This is a genomic window from Psychroflexus torquis ATCC 700755 (assembly GCF_000153485.2).
In the GTDB taxonomy this organism is placed as follows: domain Bacteria; phylum Bacteroidota; class Bacteroidia; order Flavobacteriales; family Flavobacteriaceae; genus Psychroflexus; species Psychroflexus torquis.
In genome coordinates, this window is sequence record NC_018721.1 from 1,685,564 (window position 1) to 1,704,457 (window position 18,894).

General features: G+C 34.5%; 14 protein-coding genes and 3 pseudogenes. 1 reads left to right on the forward strand and 16 read right to left on the reverse strand.

Annotated features, from left to right (window positions below; all coding sequences use genetic code 11):
• Positions 1–563: 563 nt before the first annotated feature.
• Positions 564–2,831, reverse strand: a complete 2,268-nt coding sequence (locus P700755_RS07260) for an inorganic phosphate transporter (RefSeq protein WP_041758215.1) — start codon at positions 2,829–2,831, stop codon at positions 564–566.
• Between the two features lie 1,278 nt (positions 2,832–4,109).
• Positions 4,110–4,673, reverse strand: coding sequence for a YdcF family protein (locus P700755_RS07265; protein ID WP_157609267.1), 564 nt, complete (start codon positions 4,671–4,673; stop codon positions 4,110–4,112).
• A 585-nt stretch (positions 4,674–5,258) separates the two neighbouring features.
• On the opposite strand from P700755_RS07265, the gene P700755_RS07270 reads away from it, so the two are divergent.
• The gene (locus tag P700755_RS07270; protein WP_015024063.1) at positions 5,259–5,738 is read left to right on the forward strand and encodes a UpxY family transcription antiterminator; all 480 of its coding nucleotides are present in this window, start codon (positions 5,259–5,261) and stop codon (positions 5,736–5,738) included.
• Positions 5,739–5,963: 225 nt separating this feature from the next.
• On the opposite strand, the gene P700755_RS07280 is transcribed toward P700755_RS07270, so the two are convergent.
• From P700755_RS07280 to P700755_RS07345, 14 genes and pseudogenes are all read right to left on the reverse strand, one after another.
• Positions 5,964–6,221: an LbetaH domain-containing protein gene (locus P700755_RS07280; protein WP_245536013.1), complete on the reverse strand. Its 258-nt coding sequence runs from the start codon at positions 6,219–6,221 to the stop codon at positions 5,964–5,966.
• A 94-nt stretch (positions 6,222–6,315) separates the two neighbouring features.
• Positions 6,316–7,202: pseudogene (purU, locus tag P700755_RS07285) on the reverse strand (formyltetrahydrofolate deformylase).
• Entirely contained in the window at positions 7,165–8,133 is a 969-nt protein-coding gene (locus tag P700755_RS07290; protein WP_245536014.1) for an IS4 family transposase, read from the reverse strand. The pseudogene purU and the gene P700755_RS07290 overlap by 38 nt, the downstream one beginning before the upstream one ends.
• 70 nt (positions 8,134–8,203) lie before the next feature.
• A pseudogene (locus tag P700755_RS07295) lies at positions 8,204–9,097 on the reverse strand (IS1595-like element ISPto10 family transposase).
• A gap of 342 nt (positions 9,098–9,439) precedes the next feature.
• Positions 9,440–10,333: an IS1595-like element ISPto11 family transposase gene (locus P700755_RS07300; RefSeq protein ID WP_015024067.1), complete on the reverse strand. Its 894-nt coding sequence runs from the start codon at positions 10,331–10,333 to the stop codon at positions 9,440–9,442.
• Positions 10,334–10,650: 317 nt separating this feature from the next.
• Positions 10,651–11,301, reverse strand: a complete 651-nt coding sequence (locus tag P700755_RS07305; protein ID WP_015024068.1) for an acetyltransferase — start codon at positions 11,299–11,301, stop codon at positions 10,651–10,653.
• Positions 11,302–11,980: 679 nt separating this feature from the next.
• Complete coding sequence (locus P700755_RS07310) at positions 11,981–12,736, reverse strand: SDR family NAD(P)-dependent oxidoreductase (protein ID WP_015024069.1); 756 nt, start codon at positions 12,734–12,736, stop codon at positions 11,981–11,983.
• Positions 12,733–13,794 (reverse strand): 3-oxoacyl-ACP synthase III family protein, encoded by a 1,062-nt coding sequence (locus P700755_RS07315; protein WP_015024070.1) that lies wholly within the window; start codon positions 13,792–13,794, stop codon positions 12,733–12,735. Before P700755_RS07315 ends, P700755_RS07310 begins: the two co-directional genes overlap by 4 nt.
• Positions 13,787–14,023 carry an acyl carrier protein gene (locus tag P700755_RS07320; protein WP_015024071.1) on the reverse strand — a complete coding sequence of 79 codons (237 nt, stop codon included), beginning with the start codon at positions 14,021–14,023 and terminating at the stop codon, positions 13,787–13,789. Before P700755_RS07320 ends, P700755_RS07315 begins: the two co-directional genes overlap by 8 nt.
• Before the next feature lie 625 nt (positions 14,024–14,648).
• The gene (locus P700755_RS07325) at positions 14,649–15,008 is read right to left on the reverse strand and encodes a four helix bundle protein (protein ID WP_015024072.1); all 360 of its coding nucleotides are present in this window, start codon (positions 15,006–15,008) and stop codon (positions 14,649–14,651) included.
• Between the two features lie 344 nt (positions 15,009–15,352).
• Positions 15,353–15,810, reverse strand: a pseudogene (locus tag P700755_RS19195) (sugar transferase).
• 66 nt (positions 15,811–15,876) lie between these two features.
• Complete coding sequence (locus P700755_RS07335; protein ID WP_015022784.1) at positions 15,877–16,908, reverse strand: IS1595-like element ISPto1 family transposase; 1,032 nt, start codon at positions 16,906–16,908, stop codon at positions 15,877–15,879.
• Between the two features lie 188 nt (positions 16,909–17,096).
• Positions 17,097–18,065, reverse strand: a complete 969-nt coding sequence (locus P700755_RS07340) for a 3-oxoacyl-ACP synthase III family protein (RefSeq protein WP_245536015.1) — start codon at positions 18,063–18,065, stop codon at positions 17,097–17,099.
• Between the two features lie 157 nt (positions 18,066–18,222).
• Positions 18,223–18,891 (reverse strand): PIG-L deacetylase family protein, encoded by a 669-nt coding sequence (locus P700755_RS07345; protein ID WP_015024074.1) that lies wholly within the window; start codon positions 18,889–18,891, stop codon positions 18,223–18,225.
• Between the last annotated feature and the right edge of the window lie 3 nt (positions 18,892–18,894).

Consider the following 18,894-nt stretch of genomic DNA (forward strand, 5'->3'; position numbering starts at 1 on the left):
TTTCTAAAATTTAGAGGGTGAGCGATAATTTTAGGAAGAATTTTGTAAGCCTAGATTTTTTTGGTTCTCCCGAACCTTCGGGATTCATCAATGGAAAAAATGAATGAAAGTAATAATTTTATCTAAATCTTAAATAAAGAGTTACACTTTAAACCTAAATACATCAATTATAAAGATTCCGCATCGCAGCTATCGCCTTGCACGGAATGACAGAAATTTCTCAATAGTTAGAAAACGGCCTACTTTTAATGGAGGTTAGAAAACAAAAAAGTGGTGAAGAAAGGATGAAGGAGCAAAGCACTAGTGAAACGGTTTGCTTTGCGTGGAGGAAACGCTTTTGTAGTTTTCTAAGACATAAAAATAAGCCTAGATTTTTTTGGTTCTCCCGACACCTCGGGATTCATCAATGGAAAAAATGAATAGAAGTACTAATTCTATCTAAAGCTTAAATAAGCAGTTACACTTTAAGCCTAAATACATTAATTCCATCTAAATCTTAAATAAAGAGTTACACCTAAAAAGATTCCGTGTCGCGGCTATCACCTTGCACGGAATGGGAGAAATTAAAACTCCTGCTTAGCTTCTTCGTAATACTCCCTGAACAATTCAAGTAAAGCAATAGAAGTTTTAGTCAAATTTTTGGTCTCGAGTAAAATTCCAAAGTAAAGTTTAGAATTTTTGGGACTATTTTCAGTGTCCCGAATTCTTTCAATTTGCTTCTGTAACAGATTGGATATTTTCTCTAAAACTTTACGTTCGTCTGCGATAAGCTGTTGAATACTGTCGAATTCTTGTGATTGAAAAGCTTTTACAAGATGACCGTAAACCTCATCAAGATCCCTTTGTACACTTTTTAAATCCCGAATTTGATTGAATAACAGATTCTTGTGATTGTTGCTCACGTGAGTATGACTACTTCTTGTGATATGGGCCAAAGACTGAACCATATCCTGAAGATAATCTAAAGTCAGCACATAAAACTTGGAGGCTTCTACGTTGGTCTCTTCTAAAGACTTGATGTAGTAAAAAACATTATCTTTCAATTCATCAATCACAACATCTAACTCATCCTGACTTTTCAAGCTCTTTTTAAGTCGACTTAAGTCATGATAGCCCAAGTTATTCACAACGTCTAAAAGCAAATTATTAATTCCTGAAATCACCTTTACAATGTTTTCAGAAGATTCTTTGGTGATTTCATTAATCGTAATGATATCAGTTTTATTGAATTTCTTATGATCTCGTTCAAACTTGACCCGTTTAGAGTGTTTTAAAGCACTTTTAATGATGGACACTAAGGCAAAAACCAATAAAACTGCAATCGCATAGTAGGAACCAAACCAAATGATAAGCGATAAAACTCCTGCTGCGGTAAAGGCGATGGCCGCTGTGGCGATCCAACTTCCAATAACATTAAACACCCCTGAAACCCTATAGACGGCGCTTTCTCTCCCCCAAGCTCGATCTCCAAAAGAAGTTCCCATAGCTACCATAAACGTGACGTAGGTGGTTGATAGAGGCAAAGTATAACTTGTCCCCAAAGAAATCAGAATACTCGCTAAAACTAAATTAACGGACGCTCTCAACAAATCAAATGCTGGCTTAGCAACTCCCTTTTTATAACCAAAAGCCTTTTCAGGATAGGTAAACCTACTGTTGATTTTATTTTGAACAGGTTCAGACAGCACTTGAGAAAACGTCTGACCAACAAAAACAGAATACCTTACCACGGTTCTAGATAAGAAGTTAGGTTTAAAGCGTTCCTGGCCCTCTCCTTGTCTACCTAAGTTGACTCCTGTTTGAATAACATACTGAGCTTTACTAGAGAACCAAAGGGTCACCACCATAATTGCTCCAGCAATCACCAACAAGAATACAGGCGTTTGGACTTCACCCGATAAGCCATCCATCAGAAACTCTGAAGGTAATACCCCCGAGGTTAAAAAAGCCTCTTGCCATAAGATAAAGGATTGCCAAGCGGCGATGCTCACTCCAATAAAGTTGACTAAATCGTTTCCTGCAAAAGCTAGGGCTAAAGCAAAAGTACCTATAACGACAATCACCTTCAGAATATGACAACGAAAAACTTGAATGAGAATTTGGGAGATTGCCACCCAGAACACAAAACTAAAGCCAATAATTAAGAGCTTATTATCTAAGACACTCTCTATGATATTTTGGTCTAAAAAGGTGATAGAATTGGTTCCTTTCAGAAGTATAAAATAAGTAATCGCAGACAGAGAAACGCCCCCGTAAAGAGCGCCAATGTATTTTAGTTTTCTATGGTAGTCAAAAGTAAAAATCAATCTGGAGACAAACTGAACCACAGCGCCAACCCCAAAAGCAACGAAGACCGAAATCAAGATGCCAAAGCTAATTTCAGAGGCTTTTTGGACATTTATAAACTGCTTAAGGCCTCCAAGGCCTTCGCCTGTTTCATATAGCTTAAGCAATGAAATCACTACGGCAGCGCCCAACAATTCGAACACCACGGAAACGGTTGTCGACGTAGGAATGCCAATAGAATTAAAAAAATCCAGCAAAAGAATATCGGTGATAAGGACCGCTAGAAAAATGATGATGATTTCATCAAAAAAGAAGAGTTCAGGATTAAAGATTCCCTTCCTAGCTACCTCCATGAGACCTGAAGAAAAAACAGCCCCAACCAACACACCAAGACCTGCTACAATCAGAATCGTACGCATGGGAACTGCCTTGGAGCCAATCGCAGAATTTAGAAAATTTACCGCATCATTACTTACCCCTACCACCAAATCGGCGATAGCTAGTAAAAATAAGAGAACAATAAGGGAAATATATAGCGTTTGCATTCCAAAAAATCAACCGCAAAAGTGCTGCTTTTCTTCGATCTAAGTCATGTATTTACTGTTATGAAATGATTAAGTTAATGGGACGCAAAATAATTTCGAATTCATAATTAAGAATTTTTAATTAAATGAATGTCAGTTCGAGCCTGCCTGCGTTCCTTGGTAGGCAGGTGAATTTTACTTTTGAAAAAAGTGAAATTTGTATCGAGAACTCGGTTAAGTAGCCAACTTCAAAGCACTTCTCGATACGATTTTCTATCAAAAATCACTCGAAGTGACAAGTTTCTCGAAAGTTAGAAAACGGCCTATTGAAAAAAAGTTAAAAATCAAGGAAGCAGCTTGGGAAAAGAGATGAAAATCTGTTTGAATTACGCTTTTGCGTGATGAGTTATTTTTCATCTGTGGCTGGGGGTTCCGTAGGATTTTCTAGTTTTTTTCAAACAGCCTAGTCTTTTTTGTTTCTTTTTTGGGCGATGCAAAAAAGAAAGAGAACATAAATGATATAGAGAGCTTAAATAAGAAATTACACTTAAAAAGATTCCGTATCGCGGCTACCGCCTTGCACGGAATGGGAGAATGACAATAGTGAATTGGTGGCTGAGTGACCCGCTTTTTTTGTAGCGGGGTGCATCGAAGCCACGTTGAGAAACGTCATTTCGATACATTCTGTTTGTCAACAGAACACTCAATGACCAGATTTCATATTTAAAATTTCAAAATTGACAATTCAAATTTAATAATGACTTATTATTCAAATACACGACTTGTGACAAAGATCTCTCGTCACTGCGTTTCCATCGAGATGACAATGCTGGCTTCAAGTTTCACGAAAGTTAGAAAACGGCCTACTTTTTATGGAGGTTAGAAAACAAAAAAGTGGTGAAGAAAGGATGAAGGATTAAAGCACTAGTGAAACGGTTTGCTTTGCGTGGGGGAACCGCTTTTGTAGTTTTCAAAGACATAAAAATAAGCCTAGTCTTTTTTGGTTCTCCCGACCCTTCGGGATTCATCAATGGAAAAAATGAATGAGAATATAAATGATATAGAGACCTCAATTAAGCTAATAACTTAAAACCACTTCTCGATACAATTTTCTAACGAAAATCACTCGAAGTGACAACCTCGAACTGGTAGACGACCTATATTTAAAAATTGACAATTCAAATTTTAATAAAAACAACAAAAAGGTAGCTATAGCTTAAATAAGAAATTACATCACCTAAAAAGATTCCGTATCGCGGCTATCGCCTTGCACGGAATGGGAGAGATTCCGCATCGCGACTATTGTCTTGCACGGAATGCCAAATAATAGCCTTGCTTTAAAACTGTCCTAAAAATCCGATTACTCAGCTGAAAAGATTGGTAGCTAGGCATGCTAAGTCCATTATAAGCTTTTGGACCGAAGTGAACCTGAAAATTGGTTGGGGCAGCAATTGGCTCGTAGCCCAGATCGCGATAAATATCCATAGCACGTGACATATGCATAGCATCTGTGGCAATGATGACTTGAGCAGAGGTTCCAAATCTCGATTTGAAAGCTTGGGCTTCTTCCAAAGTAGTGGACGGGTTTTCTAACATTCTGATATGTTGCGAGGAAACACCCAGTTCAATTGCTGCTTTTCGAGTGACTGAAGCCTGACTTTCTAAACCATATTTAGAATAGGCTGAAGTTACTAATACAGGCTTGTCTAGTAAGCGAAAGACACGTATCCCTTCACTTAAACGAGAAAGACTTGTGGATCCTAGCTGTGTTAGTGCCGGTAAATCTGGGTTTAGATTATATCCTGCACCGAGAACATGAATAAAGTAGGTTTTATTTTGATCTAAAGCTTGAGGGTCAAGCACTGAATAGTGCTTTTCGATAGTTGTGACTATCAATTTCGGGACATAACTTGTTATGCAAATCAAAAGACATATAGACCCAGTAATCAAGACTAATCGCTGAAACTTATATGTTCTGAATCGAAGCCACAAATACAATAACACCCAGATAACGAATAGATTACTGAGTGTAGGTAAGGATTTAATAAATTCCATCATCAACTTTGATTTAGCAGTTAAATTTATGTAAAAGTCTCACTAAACCTCGCTGTTTTAGTAGCCAAAATTGAATATAAAACAGGTTGGATGAGGTCTATAAGAGTGTCATCTTTCATTTTAATAAAAAATTTAAGTTTGCAAGAAAGCGATTATATTTTAACTTGCACTTTCATAAAATGATGCAAAATTAAATTTATAATATCCTGCGAATAAATTGAATCATACTACGACGTAGCTCATCACAGGTTTTTTGATTGGTTGAAATTAAAAATAATTATCATAGCCTTAGTTATTGAAATTATTTGTGATTAAAAAGCAGATAAGAAAGAAACGATTTATTGCGACATTATAGGTTTAATTTGGAAAAAAAACTTCAATCCTAAATTAATAATGCAAAAAGACGCTAAAAAAAAATGGTTTGTACTTTACACAAAACCACGTGGAGAAAAAAAGCTATCAGAGCAATTAAATAGGTCAGGTATTGAAGCTTACTGCCCAACTCGAACTGAAGTTAGAGTTTGGAGTGATCGGAAGAAAAAAGTAGAAATGCCTGTTTTGCCATCAATGCTATTGGTGAAAATTGAAAATAAGCAAAGAGCAAAGGCTTTAGAATCGCCTTTGGCTATCCGTTACTTATTCTGGAACGGCAAACCTTCTGTAGTCACGCAAGTGGAAGTTGATACTTTAAGGTCAATTTTAGGAGATAGCAAATTCGAGTCTCACGAACTAGACCAGTTGCGTCCGGGTCAAAAATTAGACATGACTGAATTAGGCTTTGAAAACATAGAAGGGACTGTCCAATATGTAAATAAAAAAGAATGTTGGGTGGTACTTCAAGGAATTGGATATGTGGTCAAGTTTAAACGGTGACTTTAAAGATTAGTAACTTTGAATTTTCTAAATCTGGTATTTTGATTTTTGATCATAAGCTAGTTATTGATCACTTCTCTAATATTCTACTATTTTCGCTTATCTGCAATGTTCAAAAAACTACTGACTTTTACTTTAAATTTGGAGTGATAAATACTAAAACAGAAAAACCCCACACAATATGAAAAACTGTAGGGTTTGAAGTTCGAGAATCTTGAAAAGTATTTATTCTTTCTTTACAATCAATCTTTCCTTATGTCTAAATAAAACGGTGCTATCATTTTCAATAGGTTTATAAATGACCATTCCAGCCGCAATTTTATTATTATTTCCTATTTTCATTCCTGGAATTGTACAGGCATTTGTCCCGATTAAATTCCCATTTCCAATACTAGTATTACCAGAGATCGCTACTTGTGGACTGATGAAATTGTAATCTCCCATTTTCGTATCATGCCCTATTGTACATCTTGAATTTAGCATGTTATAGGCACCTATTTCAGCTTTAGCACAAACAGAAGCATTATGAGAGATAACAGTGAAGGGGTAAATTGATGCAGATTTTAAAAAAATAATTTTATGAAAAAATAACAGTTTTATTATTGTAGACCATCACTTTACTTTTCTATCTGCATGTAATTTAACCGCGTTTGAAAGGACAATTTTTTCTAAATCTCGACCTTTTGCTATTAGATCTTCTATAGCAAAAGTGTGGGAGACATGTGCAACATCTTGAGCAATAATGGGACCAGCGTCTAGCTCTTCTGTAACATAATGACTCGTAGCCCCTATTATTTTTACTCCACGTTTAAAAGCAGAGTGATAAGGTTTAGCACCAACGAAAGCGGGTAAAAAGGAATGGTGTATGTTAATAATATTATAGGGATATTCACTTATTATTTTATTGGTAATAATTTGCATATATCTAGCCAAAACAATAAAATCTACTTTATACTTTGAAAGTAGTTCAAGCTGCTTTTCTTCAGCTATTGCTTTTGTATCCTTAGTTACAGGAATATGATAGAATGGTATATTGAACTTTTCTGCTATATGTTTTAAATCTGTATGATTACTTACAATAAATGAAATTTCTAAATTAAGCTCTTTAGAATTATAACGACCAAGTAAATCATATAAGCAGTGGTCATATTTTGAAACAAATAGGCCCATTTTAGGCTTTTCTTCGCTCGTAAATAACCGCCACATCATATTAAACTTTTGTGCCAATTTATTTTTAAAATTCAACTTGAAATTTTCTGGAGAAAAATTTATTTCATCAAATTCGAACTCAATCCTCATAAAAAATATATTTTGTTCTCTATCAACATGTTGATCTAGATAAACAATATTTCCCTTTTTATTGACTATAAAATTTGTTACCGAAGCAATGATGTTGAAACTATCTTTGCAATGTATTAAAAGTGTTCTAAGTACATGACAAAAAACGAAATATATCAGTATCATCTTGATTTTCAGAGTTTAGTAGAACATTAGCTAAAAAAGTTAGTCCATATTTAAAAATACTTTTAGCCCTTCTACCATGTTTCTTAATTTTAATTGGATTTATTTGATGCAGATATATGCCAATTTTATAACACCACACAAAGGCTATCATAACAAGTAAAATTAATTTTTCTATTCTTTGAATATCTTGTAGATGTGTTTTTTCAATATCAAATCCACTAGACTTCATTGCTTTAAAACACATCTCAATTTGCCATCGTTTTTGATAATCTTGTTGTGCATTTTTAGGTTTATTAAAGGATACGATGATTAAAAATTCTTGTTTTAAGGTCTTTGGATTGAGTTTACAGCCTGACAAATAGCAAAGTTCTCCATTTACTCGTACAATCTTATGATAATACACAAACTCATTGGTTTTAAATCTATTAAACAAGTGAGATGCTTTAATTTCTTTGTTTTTGTGCGGTAGAAACACCTTGAAATTATTGCGAATACGAATGTAATATCTAATCTCATTTCTGTTTAAAAATGCTAACCAGTCTTTACCTACAAATTCTCTATCTGCAACAACAGATTCAATAACATGCTTACCAAAAAGGCGTATAAATCTATTGAGTAAATCAATCCGTTCCTGACTATTAGAATTCCCTCTTTTATCAAGCATCGTAAACAATAACGGAAAGGCAACACCTTTATAAACAACACCAAGCATGAAAATATTAATGTTCGTTTGTCCAAACTTCCAGTTCGTTCTATCAATACTTAAAATGAGTTTATCTCGAGAGGGAAGTAGATTAAAAACAAGGAGCGCAATGAGATCAGAATCCAAACTATAGCTTGCTATAAAGCGCTGTATGCGTCTCAAGGACGACCCTGAATCTGATTGGCTGTTAAAAGCATTCGCAAGCTTTTCAAAAGTAACTGTTTGCACTTTACACAAAGCAATGACAAAGTGTGAAATGAGTTTGAGTCTTGCTAAATTAATTTTTAGAGGTAGCTACTTAAGTACATATTAATTTGGATTGATATAATTTCGGTTTTTGCATCATTCTAGAAACAAGGTTATGAAAGATGGTTTTCTTACTTCTAGACCTATTCAATCGATAACAAAATTCATCAAAATATCCACTAATATGGAAAGAACTTACATATGAATAGGTAGTTCTAATCCACGATTTGATTTGATGAATCATAGTGTGTAAGATTTTGAAGTTTTTCCCAGAATTACTAGGTATCTGTTCGATATTAAATTCTTTAGCTATAGGTCTATATCCGCGCCACAAATCCGTGTTGATACTTGCCGTTTTTGAGATATGCTTATCAAATATTGGACGCAATTCTTTAGCAGAAAAGTCATTTATTTGATTCACGTACATTCTTTTCACTTTTCCATTTTCTGTTAGTTCAAGGGCTACTACAGCTTTTTATTTCTTGGTATTATAGCTTCTCCCAACCTTACCATCTTCTTTTCCACCTACCACAAATTCATCTACCTCAACGCGATTCATCATTGGAAAGTTCTCACTAGACTTCATAGCATCACGAACCTTGTACATGAACATTCGGGCAGTATAAGGTGTAACTCCTACTCGTTTTGCCAAATAACTTGCTGATAAACTACGAGTAGTCGTTGCCATTTCAAAACAGATGATAAAAGCCTTATCTAATCCAAATTTTACTTTATGAAAAAGCGTGTTTGCAGATGCTGATTCTGTATGACTACATTTATTACAGGTACGATCATAATTGGAACGAATTTGACAAGCACTATGACTACATTTTACACATTTGAAACCATTTTCCCATTTTATTTCTGATAGGTATTCCTTACAAGAAAGCACAGAATTGAACCGAACATAAAACTCTTGGGCATTTTGCCCTTCAAAATTAATCATACAACTCTTATTTTATTCACATTCAAGATACAAAAAACTATGAAACTAAATAGCTACCTCTATTAATTTTTCCTTGTAAATGAGTGTTCAGGACTGAAGTTAATTCACTATTTTTAGTGAATGCATTGGTTTTCTTCATTAGAAAATAAGTGAGATTATTCATCTAATATACTGAAAATCAATGCTTTATTCTAATTTCTTGGCACCTAATTTGTTGGTTTTCAATGAATTATATTTTTGTCATGTACTAAAAAAAGTGTTATTTTTTTCATTGTTATGAAATGTTAGGATAAAACATCTTGAATTTGACTATTACTAAATTAAATTTATAGAGGTCAGTAGTTAGTTACTTATTAATTCTGATTGATATATTTTGTCTCCTTCCACCATTTTGACAATTAGATTATTGAATATAGTTGCTTTACTCCGTGATCGATTTATTCTAAAACAAAATTCACTGAAATATCTATTTAGATTATTATCACTTACCCAAGAATAGGTCGTTCTGATCCAAGATTTAACTTGATGTATCATTATATGGAGCGCTTTAAAATTCGATCCTCTGTTACTCTCAATCTGTGTTATGTCATAAGCTTTTGAAATGGGTCTATATCCTCTCCATTTATCTGTTGTGACCATCGCTTCTCTGCTAATATGATTGACAAAAATATATTGCAATGATCGGGCTGAAAAATCATCTATTTTCATAGCATACATCCTCTTTACCTTACCCTCCTTTGTAAGCTGGATGGCCGTTATCGCCTTCTTTTTCTTGCTATCATAGCTTCTTCCTGTTTTCCCTGCTTCTCGGCCCCCAAGGACAAACTCATCAACGTGAACATCGCCATCCATAGGGTTTTTCCCACTAGAAGCCATAGCCTCTCTGACTTTCAACATAAATAGTCGAGCAGTTTTTTCAGTCACACCATAACGCACACCCATATAACTTGCTGATAAACTTTTAGTGCTAGTAGCCATTTCGAAGCAGATAAAAAATGCCTTTCTGACTCCAAACTTAACTTTGTGAAAAAGAGTGTTGGCAGTAGTAGATTCTATGTGCCCGCAGATGTTGCACTGCCTTGCAAAATCAGTACGAACTTGACAAGCAGTGTGATTACACCTGAGACATTTATATCGAATTTCTGACTTCACTGAAGCTAAATATTTCTTGCAATCTTCGTCTGTTTTGAACCGATCAGAGAACTCTAAAAGATTTTGACCCTTAAATACGTCCATAATTATATATATTTACTAACACTAAAATAGGTATTTATATACTTACCTCTACTATTTTAATTTCATATAAATAAATTTAATTATACTACGACGTGGCTCAGCACAGGTTTTTTAATTGATTGAAATTAAAAATAATTAGAATAGTCTTAGTTACGGTAATTATTTTTGATAAAAAGCAAGCGAAAAAGAAACGATTTATTGCGTCATTATAGGTTTAATTTGGTATTACTTTGAATTTGAAATAATAAATTTTAAAACAAAAACCCATACAATATTAAAAACTGTAGGGTTTGAAGTTTGAGAATCTTGAAAAGTATTTATTCTTTCTTTACAATCAATCTTTCCTTATGTCTAAATAAAACGGTGCTATCATTTTCAATAGGTTTATAAATGACCATTCCAGCTGCAATTTTATTATTATTTCCTATTTTCATTCCTGGAATTGTACAGGCATTTGTCCCGATTAAATTCCCATTTCCAATACTCGTATTACCAGAGATCGCTACTTGTGGACTGATGAAATTATAATCTCCCATTTTCGTGTCATGCCCTATTGTACATCTTGAATTTAGCATGTTATAGGCACCTATTTCAGCTTTAGCACCAACAGAAGCGTTATGAGAAATAACAGTCGTAGGATGGATAACACACGAAGGTGATATTATAGCTGTGGGATGAATAAGTCCTCTAAATCTCGCACCCTCAGACACTAATGTTTCAATGATTTTTTTTCTATACTCTAAGTTTGCAATGCCCATTAGGTATTTGGCATTCTCTAGGACTTTGTGATCCTTAATCCCTCCCAAGTAAGGTTCTGAAAATCCATAATGTTCGTAGGTTGATTTGTCATCATCAATATAACCTATGACTTCAATGCGATCTGCTGGCCTTGCATTATTGTTATGGTTAATATAGTCCCTTAATTCTGCGGCATGTCCACCTGAGCCTACAATGATTATTCTGTCCATATTTTTTATATTTTTAAAGTTAATTTTTTGTATTGTGAGTTAGCAACGGGTAATTGGTTTAGGGTGAGCAAGCTCACTGGTTTAGTTGAAGACTACGTCTTCTGTTTAGAGCGAACGATTTTGCTAGTTTAGGAGTTGGTTTTGGAGCAAGCTCCTTGTTTAGTTAAGGACTACGTCCTCTGTTTAGAGCGAACGAGTTCGCTAGTTTACTTGTGCATTTTATTATTTAAATACTAGCCTATGGCTAAATTCATGAACCAACAAAGTAAGCTGTGCCTAAACAAGTAGCGCAAGCTACCTACTAAACTCCTAAACTAACAACGAAGACATGTTTAAACAAACAACGCCAGTTGCTGACTAAACATTTTGCGATGGCAACGAGTAACTGATTTAGGAGTTTTGTCGTCAACAAGTTGGCTGTTGAGTTGAAGACTACGTCTTCTGTTTAGAGCGGACTAGTTCGCTAGTTCAGGAGTTGATTTTGGGCGAACATTCTCTAAAGCGTAAGCTATACTAAACTCCTAAACCAACAACGAAGTTGTGCCTAAACAACTAACATAAGCTACTCACTAAACTCCTAAACTAAGAACTAAGATATGTCTAAACAAACAACGCTAGTTGCTAATTAAACAATTTACGATAGCAAAACGCTAAACAAACAGCGCAGCTGTTAACTAAACTACTGCGCAGTATATCCACCATCCAGAACCATTTCAGTTCCAGTCACCCATCTTGATGCATCAGAAAGCAAATAGGCGCAGGCATTAGCTACATCTTCTGGCTCACCAAAGCCTAGCGGATATTTGCTTAAAGTTAATTTTAGTAATTCTTCATTCTTTTTATAGGTTGCAGAGGCCGTCATCGGCGTATTTACGATTCCTGGTGCAACAGAGTTAACTCTAATTCCTTTTGCTGCCAATTCAATAGCCATAGATTTTACTCCAGCAGAGACAGCACCTTTACTAATAGCATAAAGTGTTTTTGCTTTTTCGCCATGTGTTGCCATGATAGAGCTTATAAAAACGATACTCCCCCCTGATTTACTCATCTTTTTAAGCATCAATTTGCTTAAATAAAACGCCGCATGAACATTGATTTTTAAAAGTCCCTCAAGTTTTTCTGGTTTAAACAATTTAAATGGGAAAGTAGATGTAACACCAGCAGCATTGACTAAACCATGAATTGCCCCTGTGCTTTCTAAAAAAGGTTTTAATACCTGTTCTAGAACTTCAAAATCTGACAAGTCAACAACTAAAGATTTATGCGCACCCAAAGATAATTTGGATTTAACCTCTTCTAAACGCACCTCATTACGACCCAATAAAAGCAAAGTTGCGCCTAATTGATCACAAACAATCGCCGTTGCTTCACCAATTCCAGATGAAGCACCGCTGATTAAAATTGTTCGTCCTTTAAGTGTAAATGGGTTATTCATTCAACTTCTATAATCTCTGAAATTTTTATATTACTTACAGGCAAACATGCTGATGCCCATGACATTCCTACGCCAAATCCACATAAAAATAGTTGTTTTTCACCTTCCAACTTATGTCTCAGTTGATCGACAATAGTAATGGGTATAGATACAGAAGAGGTGTTACCATATTTAGCTATTGTTGAAGGAACTTTTATTACATCTAATTTTAGTTTCTTAGCTAGGTAATCATTCATGAATTTATTGGCTTGATGAAAGATTAAATAATCAAAATCATCTATGCTTTTGTCTGCAAACTTTAAAGTCTCTTTAATGTTCTTGGGGATTTCTCTCAGCACAAAATTAAACACATCTGCACCATTCATATATCCATGCTCATCTGTCCGGATATTACCATGTTCATCAACTACTTTTTCCTTAATTGTTTCAGCCGAACTCGGATTTCTGTAGCCACCAGCATCTATTTTTATCAGATCTGCTTTTGACCCATCAGAATTCAATGAAAAATAACTTTCTCCTATTCCTGTCTGTTTTTCAATAATGGCAGCCACTGCAGCATCTCCAAAAATAAAACCAGTTTTTCTGTCTTTAGGATGATAAACCTTGGAACGGGTTTCGCCATCCAATAAAAGCACTTTTCTTACGCCTGGCATTTGAGCATAAGCATAAGCAGTAGATAGACCGTATATAAAGCCTGAGCAGCCTAAACTAATGTCAAATGCCGCTGTAGATTTTGGTAAACCCAACCGATGTTGCAAATTTATAGAGGTTGCAGGCATTCTGTAATCAGGGGTTTGAGAAACAAATAAAAGTATATCAATTTCAGATTTATCTATTTTCAAATCATCCATTAATTTCGTTGCAGCTGCAAAGCAAAGGTCTGAAGATGTCATGCCGTCTGGTGCAAAGCGCCTCTCTTCTACACCTGTTTTGTCAACAATCTCACCAACAGTATCTTTATCGAAATGGGCTGTATAGTTTCTATTCACTATGGTGTGCTTTGGCACAGCCCCCGACATCCCTAGTATGGATACATCCTTAAATTGTAAATTAGCCATCAGCTTGAACTTTGGTTTGAACTTTATCGTATAAATCTTGAACTGTGGTCATGTTCTCAAATTCATCATCACTAATTTCTATTTCAAAATGTTCATCGAGTAATGCAATAAGAGACAATCTAGACATAGAGTCCCAAGTGTCAAAATCTGACATAACATCACTCATTTCAACTTTGTCTTCTTCAATTTCTAAGGCTTCTTTAAATGCATTGAGGAATTTTTCTTTCATAATCTAAGATTTATAATTGTAAATTTAATGGTTTTTTTGGAGTTGAGTAGTTTGTGGTTTATTTAGTTGCAAATTCGTGTTTGCTGGTTTAGTTTGGGCAGCAAGCTACCTGTTTAATTGAGGACTGCGTCCTCTGTTTAGACGCAAACGAGTCCGCTGGTTTAGTTTGGGCAGCAAGCTGCCTGTTTAGTTGAAGACTTCGTCTTCTGTTTAGACGCGAACTAGTTCGCTAGTTTAATTGTGTATTCAATTATTTTATTCTTTAACCATTAACCTGTGGCTAATTTCTCAAAAAAAAGTATAAAACACTTACTAAATTCATGAACCAACAGCATAATTTGTACCTAAACAAGTAGCGAAAGCTACTCACTAAACTCCTAAACCAACGACGAAACTGAGTCCAAAAAAGTAGCGAAAGCTACTCACTGAACTCCCAAACCGACAAAGTAAGTTGTGCCTAAACAAGTAGCGTAAGCTACTGACTAAACTCCTAAACTAACAACAAAACTGTGTCCAAACAAGTAGCGTAAGCTACTGACTAAACTTATAAACCAACAGCGTAAGCTGTGTCTAAACAAGCAACGCCAGTTGCTGACTAAACAATTTGCAGCAGCAAACCACTAAACTATATCCTTAAACTTTTCGTTAAGGCGTCCAACATGGCTAATATTTCATCGATTCTTACTCTGCTTTTTTGGAGGTCTTTGTTTTTGATGTAACCTAATTCTTCAGCTATTAAAAGTTGGTTCAACACTTCAATCATTGAACTATAAGATATGATATAGAAACGTCTTTGGTCTTTTGGTGTTTTCCTCGAAGATCCTTCTGCAATATTTGAACTCACTGAGACACTTGCTCTTCTTAATTGTGAGACCAAACCATACTTTTCTTCTCTAGGGAATGCTTCAGTCAATTTGTAGAGGTGAATTATCCATTGTTTAGATTTTTGCCACACTTTGAGCTTCTCGAAACTGTAGGTTTTCATTTATGTTGAGTTGGCAACAAGTTGCTGGTTTAGTTGAATACTTCGTCTTCTGTTTAGACGCGAACGGGTTCGCTAGTTTAGTTTGGGCAGCAAGCTGCCTGTTTAGTTGAAGACTGCGTCTTCTGTTTAGACGCGAACGGGTTCGCTAGTTTAATTGTGTATTCAATTATTTTATTCTTCAACCGCTAGCCTGTGGCTAATTTCTCAAAAAGGCAATATAAGACACTTACTAAATTCATGAATCAGCAGCATAAGACACAAACTAAACTCCTAAACCAACAGCGAAGCTGTTAACCAAACAAGTAGCGTAAGCTACTGACTAAACAGTTTGCAGAAGCAAACCACTAAACTTTAGTTCCAATAAAAGGCTTGGTCGTTGCTTGTCCTTTGGTATTGATACCTTCAGATTTTATAACTTTGAACACCGTGCTAAAAAGAATCTTTAGATCCAGAGCGAAGTTTTGGTGTTATACATACCAAACATCAAGATTAAATTTTTGTTCCCAAGAAATGGCGTTTCTACCATTGATTTGTGCCCAGCCTGTAATTCCTGGTTTTACCAAATGCCTTTGCTTTTGAAAATCTGTATATAAGGGTAAATAATTCACCAATAATGGACGTGGCCCAACTAAACTCATATCCCCTATGATGACATTTATCAATTGTGGAATTTCATCCAAAGACGTTTTCCGAATGAAACTTCCGATTCTAGTATTAATATTTTATTTGGAAATAAATTACCTTTAACATCTTTCATGGCCCTTAATTTAATCACTTTAAATAATCTATCGTTTTTTCCAATCCTAGAATCAAAACAAGGAGATCTATTAAAAAACCAACTAAATGTTTAAATATTTTGGGCTCTAGTTTAGGTCTGCGTTGATATTAAGTTTTCATATCTAGATTCGATTTGATTATACCGTTTCAATGTACCTAGAGCAATTGTTTCTTCCACAAAGGCGTTGGCTCTATCGCTTCTAGACTTTATATTTTCCTTTATTCGATACCAATTCATATATTGTTGTAGATATTTTGTTGATACTCCCCAAAAGGTATTTTCAATCCATTTTTTAACTCTATTGTGAGTAGAATTAACGTGTTGTATGTGATACTTTCCTTTTACTCTTTCTCCTTTTGATGCATTTACGATGTGGAACTCTGTTTCGCTATCTTTGGCAAACCCTTTATAACTGTGATGGGCATCGCTACACAATATGGTTATATCCTTTATAACACGTTTACCGATAGCATTTTCTATATCTACTTTTCCTATTCGACCGAGTTTAGCCACGCTAAGGTCTAATGTTGATTTTCTATCCTGTGTTACAATTACCGCAACTTGATCTTTACTTATACCTCTCTTTTTAGACTTACCGCCTCTTTTTCTTGATTCCCTATCTTTTACCTCCATACCTTTTTCTGATCTTAGGAAAAAGGTTTCGTCACTCTCTGTAATACCTGTAAAGTTGTCTTGGTCATCGTCATTTTTAGTATCGAATGAAGCTAATATCTTATGACGCCAATCAAAGGCTGTCTTTTTATTGATGCCTAATTCTGAACTTATTTTATCTAAACTTTTTTCTTGAACCATAAGACTTAAATAAGATGAAATCATATCCTTTCTTTGAAGTCCCGCCATCCAAGTGCCAGTATATTCAGTAAAGCTTCTATTGCAAGACTTGCACTTATAGCGCTGCGAGCCTTTGTCAACTCCAAAACGAACATATTTTTCATGTAAACAATGTGGGCATCCGCCCATTTTATTATCTAAAATATGGCGACGGGAAGCCCGCTCAACCAATTGATTATGCTCAAGTGAATCTGTAATATCCTTTAACAGATTATCACGATCTAGAGTGGATAGTGATAGTATTTCCTCTTTTAGATTATCTATGTTCATAATCTAAATATACATATAATAGCTGTATTAAACTAGAGCCATATTTTGTAATAAATAATCAAGTTTAATATTATTTATTATTGAATACGTGTTCGCTTTAAATCAAGTTGAAATAATTAGTGTAAGGTCGAAAACAGACACTAATTATATTATTGTTAAAAACTAAACAATATATTGTTTTTCGTATATTATTGGAATTTGTATAATGCAGAACCCCAAGCCATACCTGAACCTACTGCAGCCAATAGTATATATTTAGCATCCTTCAAAAGGCCTTTTTGTAAAGCATCGTGATATGCAAGAGACACAGTAGCACCAGATGTATTTGCATATTTATCCATGTTAGTGAATACTTTTTCAAAGGGTAAGCCTATATCTTTAGCTATCGATTTTAAAATACTAATACTAGGTTGATGAGGTATTAACAAATCAATTTCATCAATAGAAAAATTATTTTTAACTAATAATTTATTTATAGCTTTTGGGACTGCAGTTGTAGCCCCTTGATAAATTCCTTTTCCATCCATGTGAAAATAAGATTTAGATTCAGAATTTTGTGGTTCTTTATTTTCTATAGTAAATATTTCTGCACCTCTACCATCAGAAAATAGATTAAAATCTATAAAACCTTTATTCTCCTCTGTTTGACTTAAAACTATAGCGCCAGCACCGTCACCAAAAAAAACTGAATCTCTTCTTTTCCAATCTGTAACTTTTGAAAAAGTGTCAGCACCAATTACTAAGACATTCTTATAAGTACCAGTTTTAATAAATTGATAAGCAACTGACAAAGCATATAAAGCACCTGTACAAACTGCCGAAATATCAAAAGCACCAGCATTAAAAGCTTTTATTTTATTTTGAACATAAGACGCACAAGATGGCGCTTGTTTGTCTGGAGTCGAAGTTGCTACTATAATTAATTCTATATCATCTGGTGTAAGACCCGCATTAGAAATTGCTTCAATACCAGCCATAGATGCTAAATCGCTTGTGGATTCATTTACTGTGATTCTCCTTTCTTTTATTCCTAAGTTATTAAATATCCAATTATCTGAGGAGCCTACTTTTTCAAAATATAAATTTGAAATAATTTTTTTTGGAACACACATCCCAGTACCATTTATAAATACATTCATATGTAAATTTTGAAACAATTTTATAACATATATTTGATCTAAACAAGAATATGTAATAAAAATCAAACTAAAAAACTTTGTTTTTATTACATCAAAAATAACTTACTTACGAATGAGAAGTCAACATGTAGATTAAATTTTACTACTTTTTTAAGAGTAATTAACTATTGAATAATTAACTTTTGATTGTTCTAATTGTCATAAAGGCTTCAGCTCTATTAAAACCGACTGTTGAACCTCTGAACTTGGCTAGTGACTCTATAGTTTCCAAAGATCTTGTACTTGGAAAATCTCTTATCTGACTTTTGAAACATTGCATCGCTTCAAATTTATAAGACATCGTTTCAGAAATGTTTACGAAATGATTTGGAATAAAAGCATCATCACTAAATGGTGCTGCCCACTCTGTTTCGGAAAGGGTTTCATATGCATAAATAGCTTTTACCGTAAAATTTCCAACTGGTCTAGCCGCTACTAAAGAAGCCTCAAATACTTTTCTATGATCATTGTGTATATCTCCTCTGTGTGGGATAAATAAGTCTGTTATTTTCCATTTTGAAATGTACTCTGAAATAGCTTTAGAAATTTCTGCATTGCTAGTCATATCTAGTTCAGGTGCATGAAAATCTAAAAAAACAGTTTGCCTAACACCTAGAATTTTATGTGCCTCTAAGGCTTCATTACGAACATTTTGTATTTTTTCGTCAGAATAATACTTTGGTGTGCCTCTTGTTATTACCAAAACATAAACTTCATGGCCTTCTTTACTAAATTTTTTAATAACTCCGCCAGCACCCAACACTTCGTCATCTGGATGAGGTGCAATAATTAACTTTTTTTTCATTTT

What these genes read in the sequence shown, in the direction of transcription:
- P700755_RS07260 (WP_041758215.1), bottom strand. Translation starts at nt 2,831, where the DNA reads ATGCAAACGCTATATATTTCCCTTATTGTTCTCTTATTTTTACTAGCT.
- P700755_RS07270 (WP_015024063.1), top strand. Translation starts at nt 5,259, where the DNA reads ATGCAAAAAGACGCTAAAAAAAAATGGTTTGTACTTTACACAAAACCA.
- P700755_RS07280 (WP_245536013.1), bottom strand. Translation starts at nt 6,221, where the DNA reads ATGCTAAATTCAAGATGTACAATAGGGCATGATACGAAAATGGGAGAT.
- P700755_RS07300 (WP_015024067.1), bottom strand. Translation starts at nt 10,333, where the DNA reads ATGGACGTATTTAAGGGTCAAAATCTTTTAGAGTTCTCTGATCGGTTC.
- P700755_RS07305 (WP_015024068.1), bottom strand. Translation starts at nt 11,301, where the DNA reads ATGGACAGAATAATCATTGTAGGCTCAGGTGGACATGCCGCAGAATTA.
- P700755_RS07310 (WP_015024069.1), bottom strand. Translation starts at nt 12,736, where the DNA reads ATGAATAACCCATTTACACTTAAAGGACGAACAATTTTAATCAGCGGT.
- P700755_RS07315 (WP_015024070.1), bottom strand. Translation starts at nt 13,794, where the DNA reads ATGGCTAATTTACAATTTAAGGATGTATCCATACTAGGGATGTCGGGG.
- P700755_RS07320 (WP_015024071.1), bottom strand. Translation starts at nt 14,023, where the DNA reads ATGAAAGAAAAATTCCTCAATGCATTTAAAGAAGCCTTAGAAATTGAA.
- P700755_RS07325 (WP_015024072.1), bottom strand. Translation starts at nt 15,008, where the DNA reads ATGAAAACCTACAGTTTCGAGAAGCTCAAAGTGTGGCAAAAATCTAAA.
- P700755_RS07335 (WP_015022784.1), bottom strand. Translation starts at nt 16,908, where the DNA reads ATGAACATAGATAATCTAAAAGAGGAAATACTATCACTATCCACTCTA.
- P700755_RS07345 (WP_015024074.1), bottom strand. Translation starts at nt 18,891, where the DNA reads ATGAAAAAAAAGTTAATTATTGCACCTCATCCAGATGACGAAGTGTTG.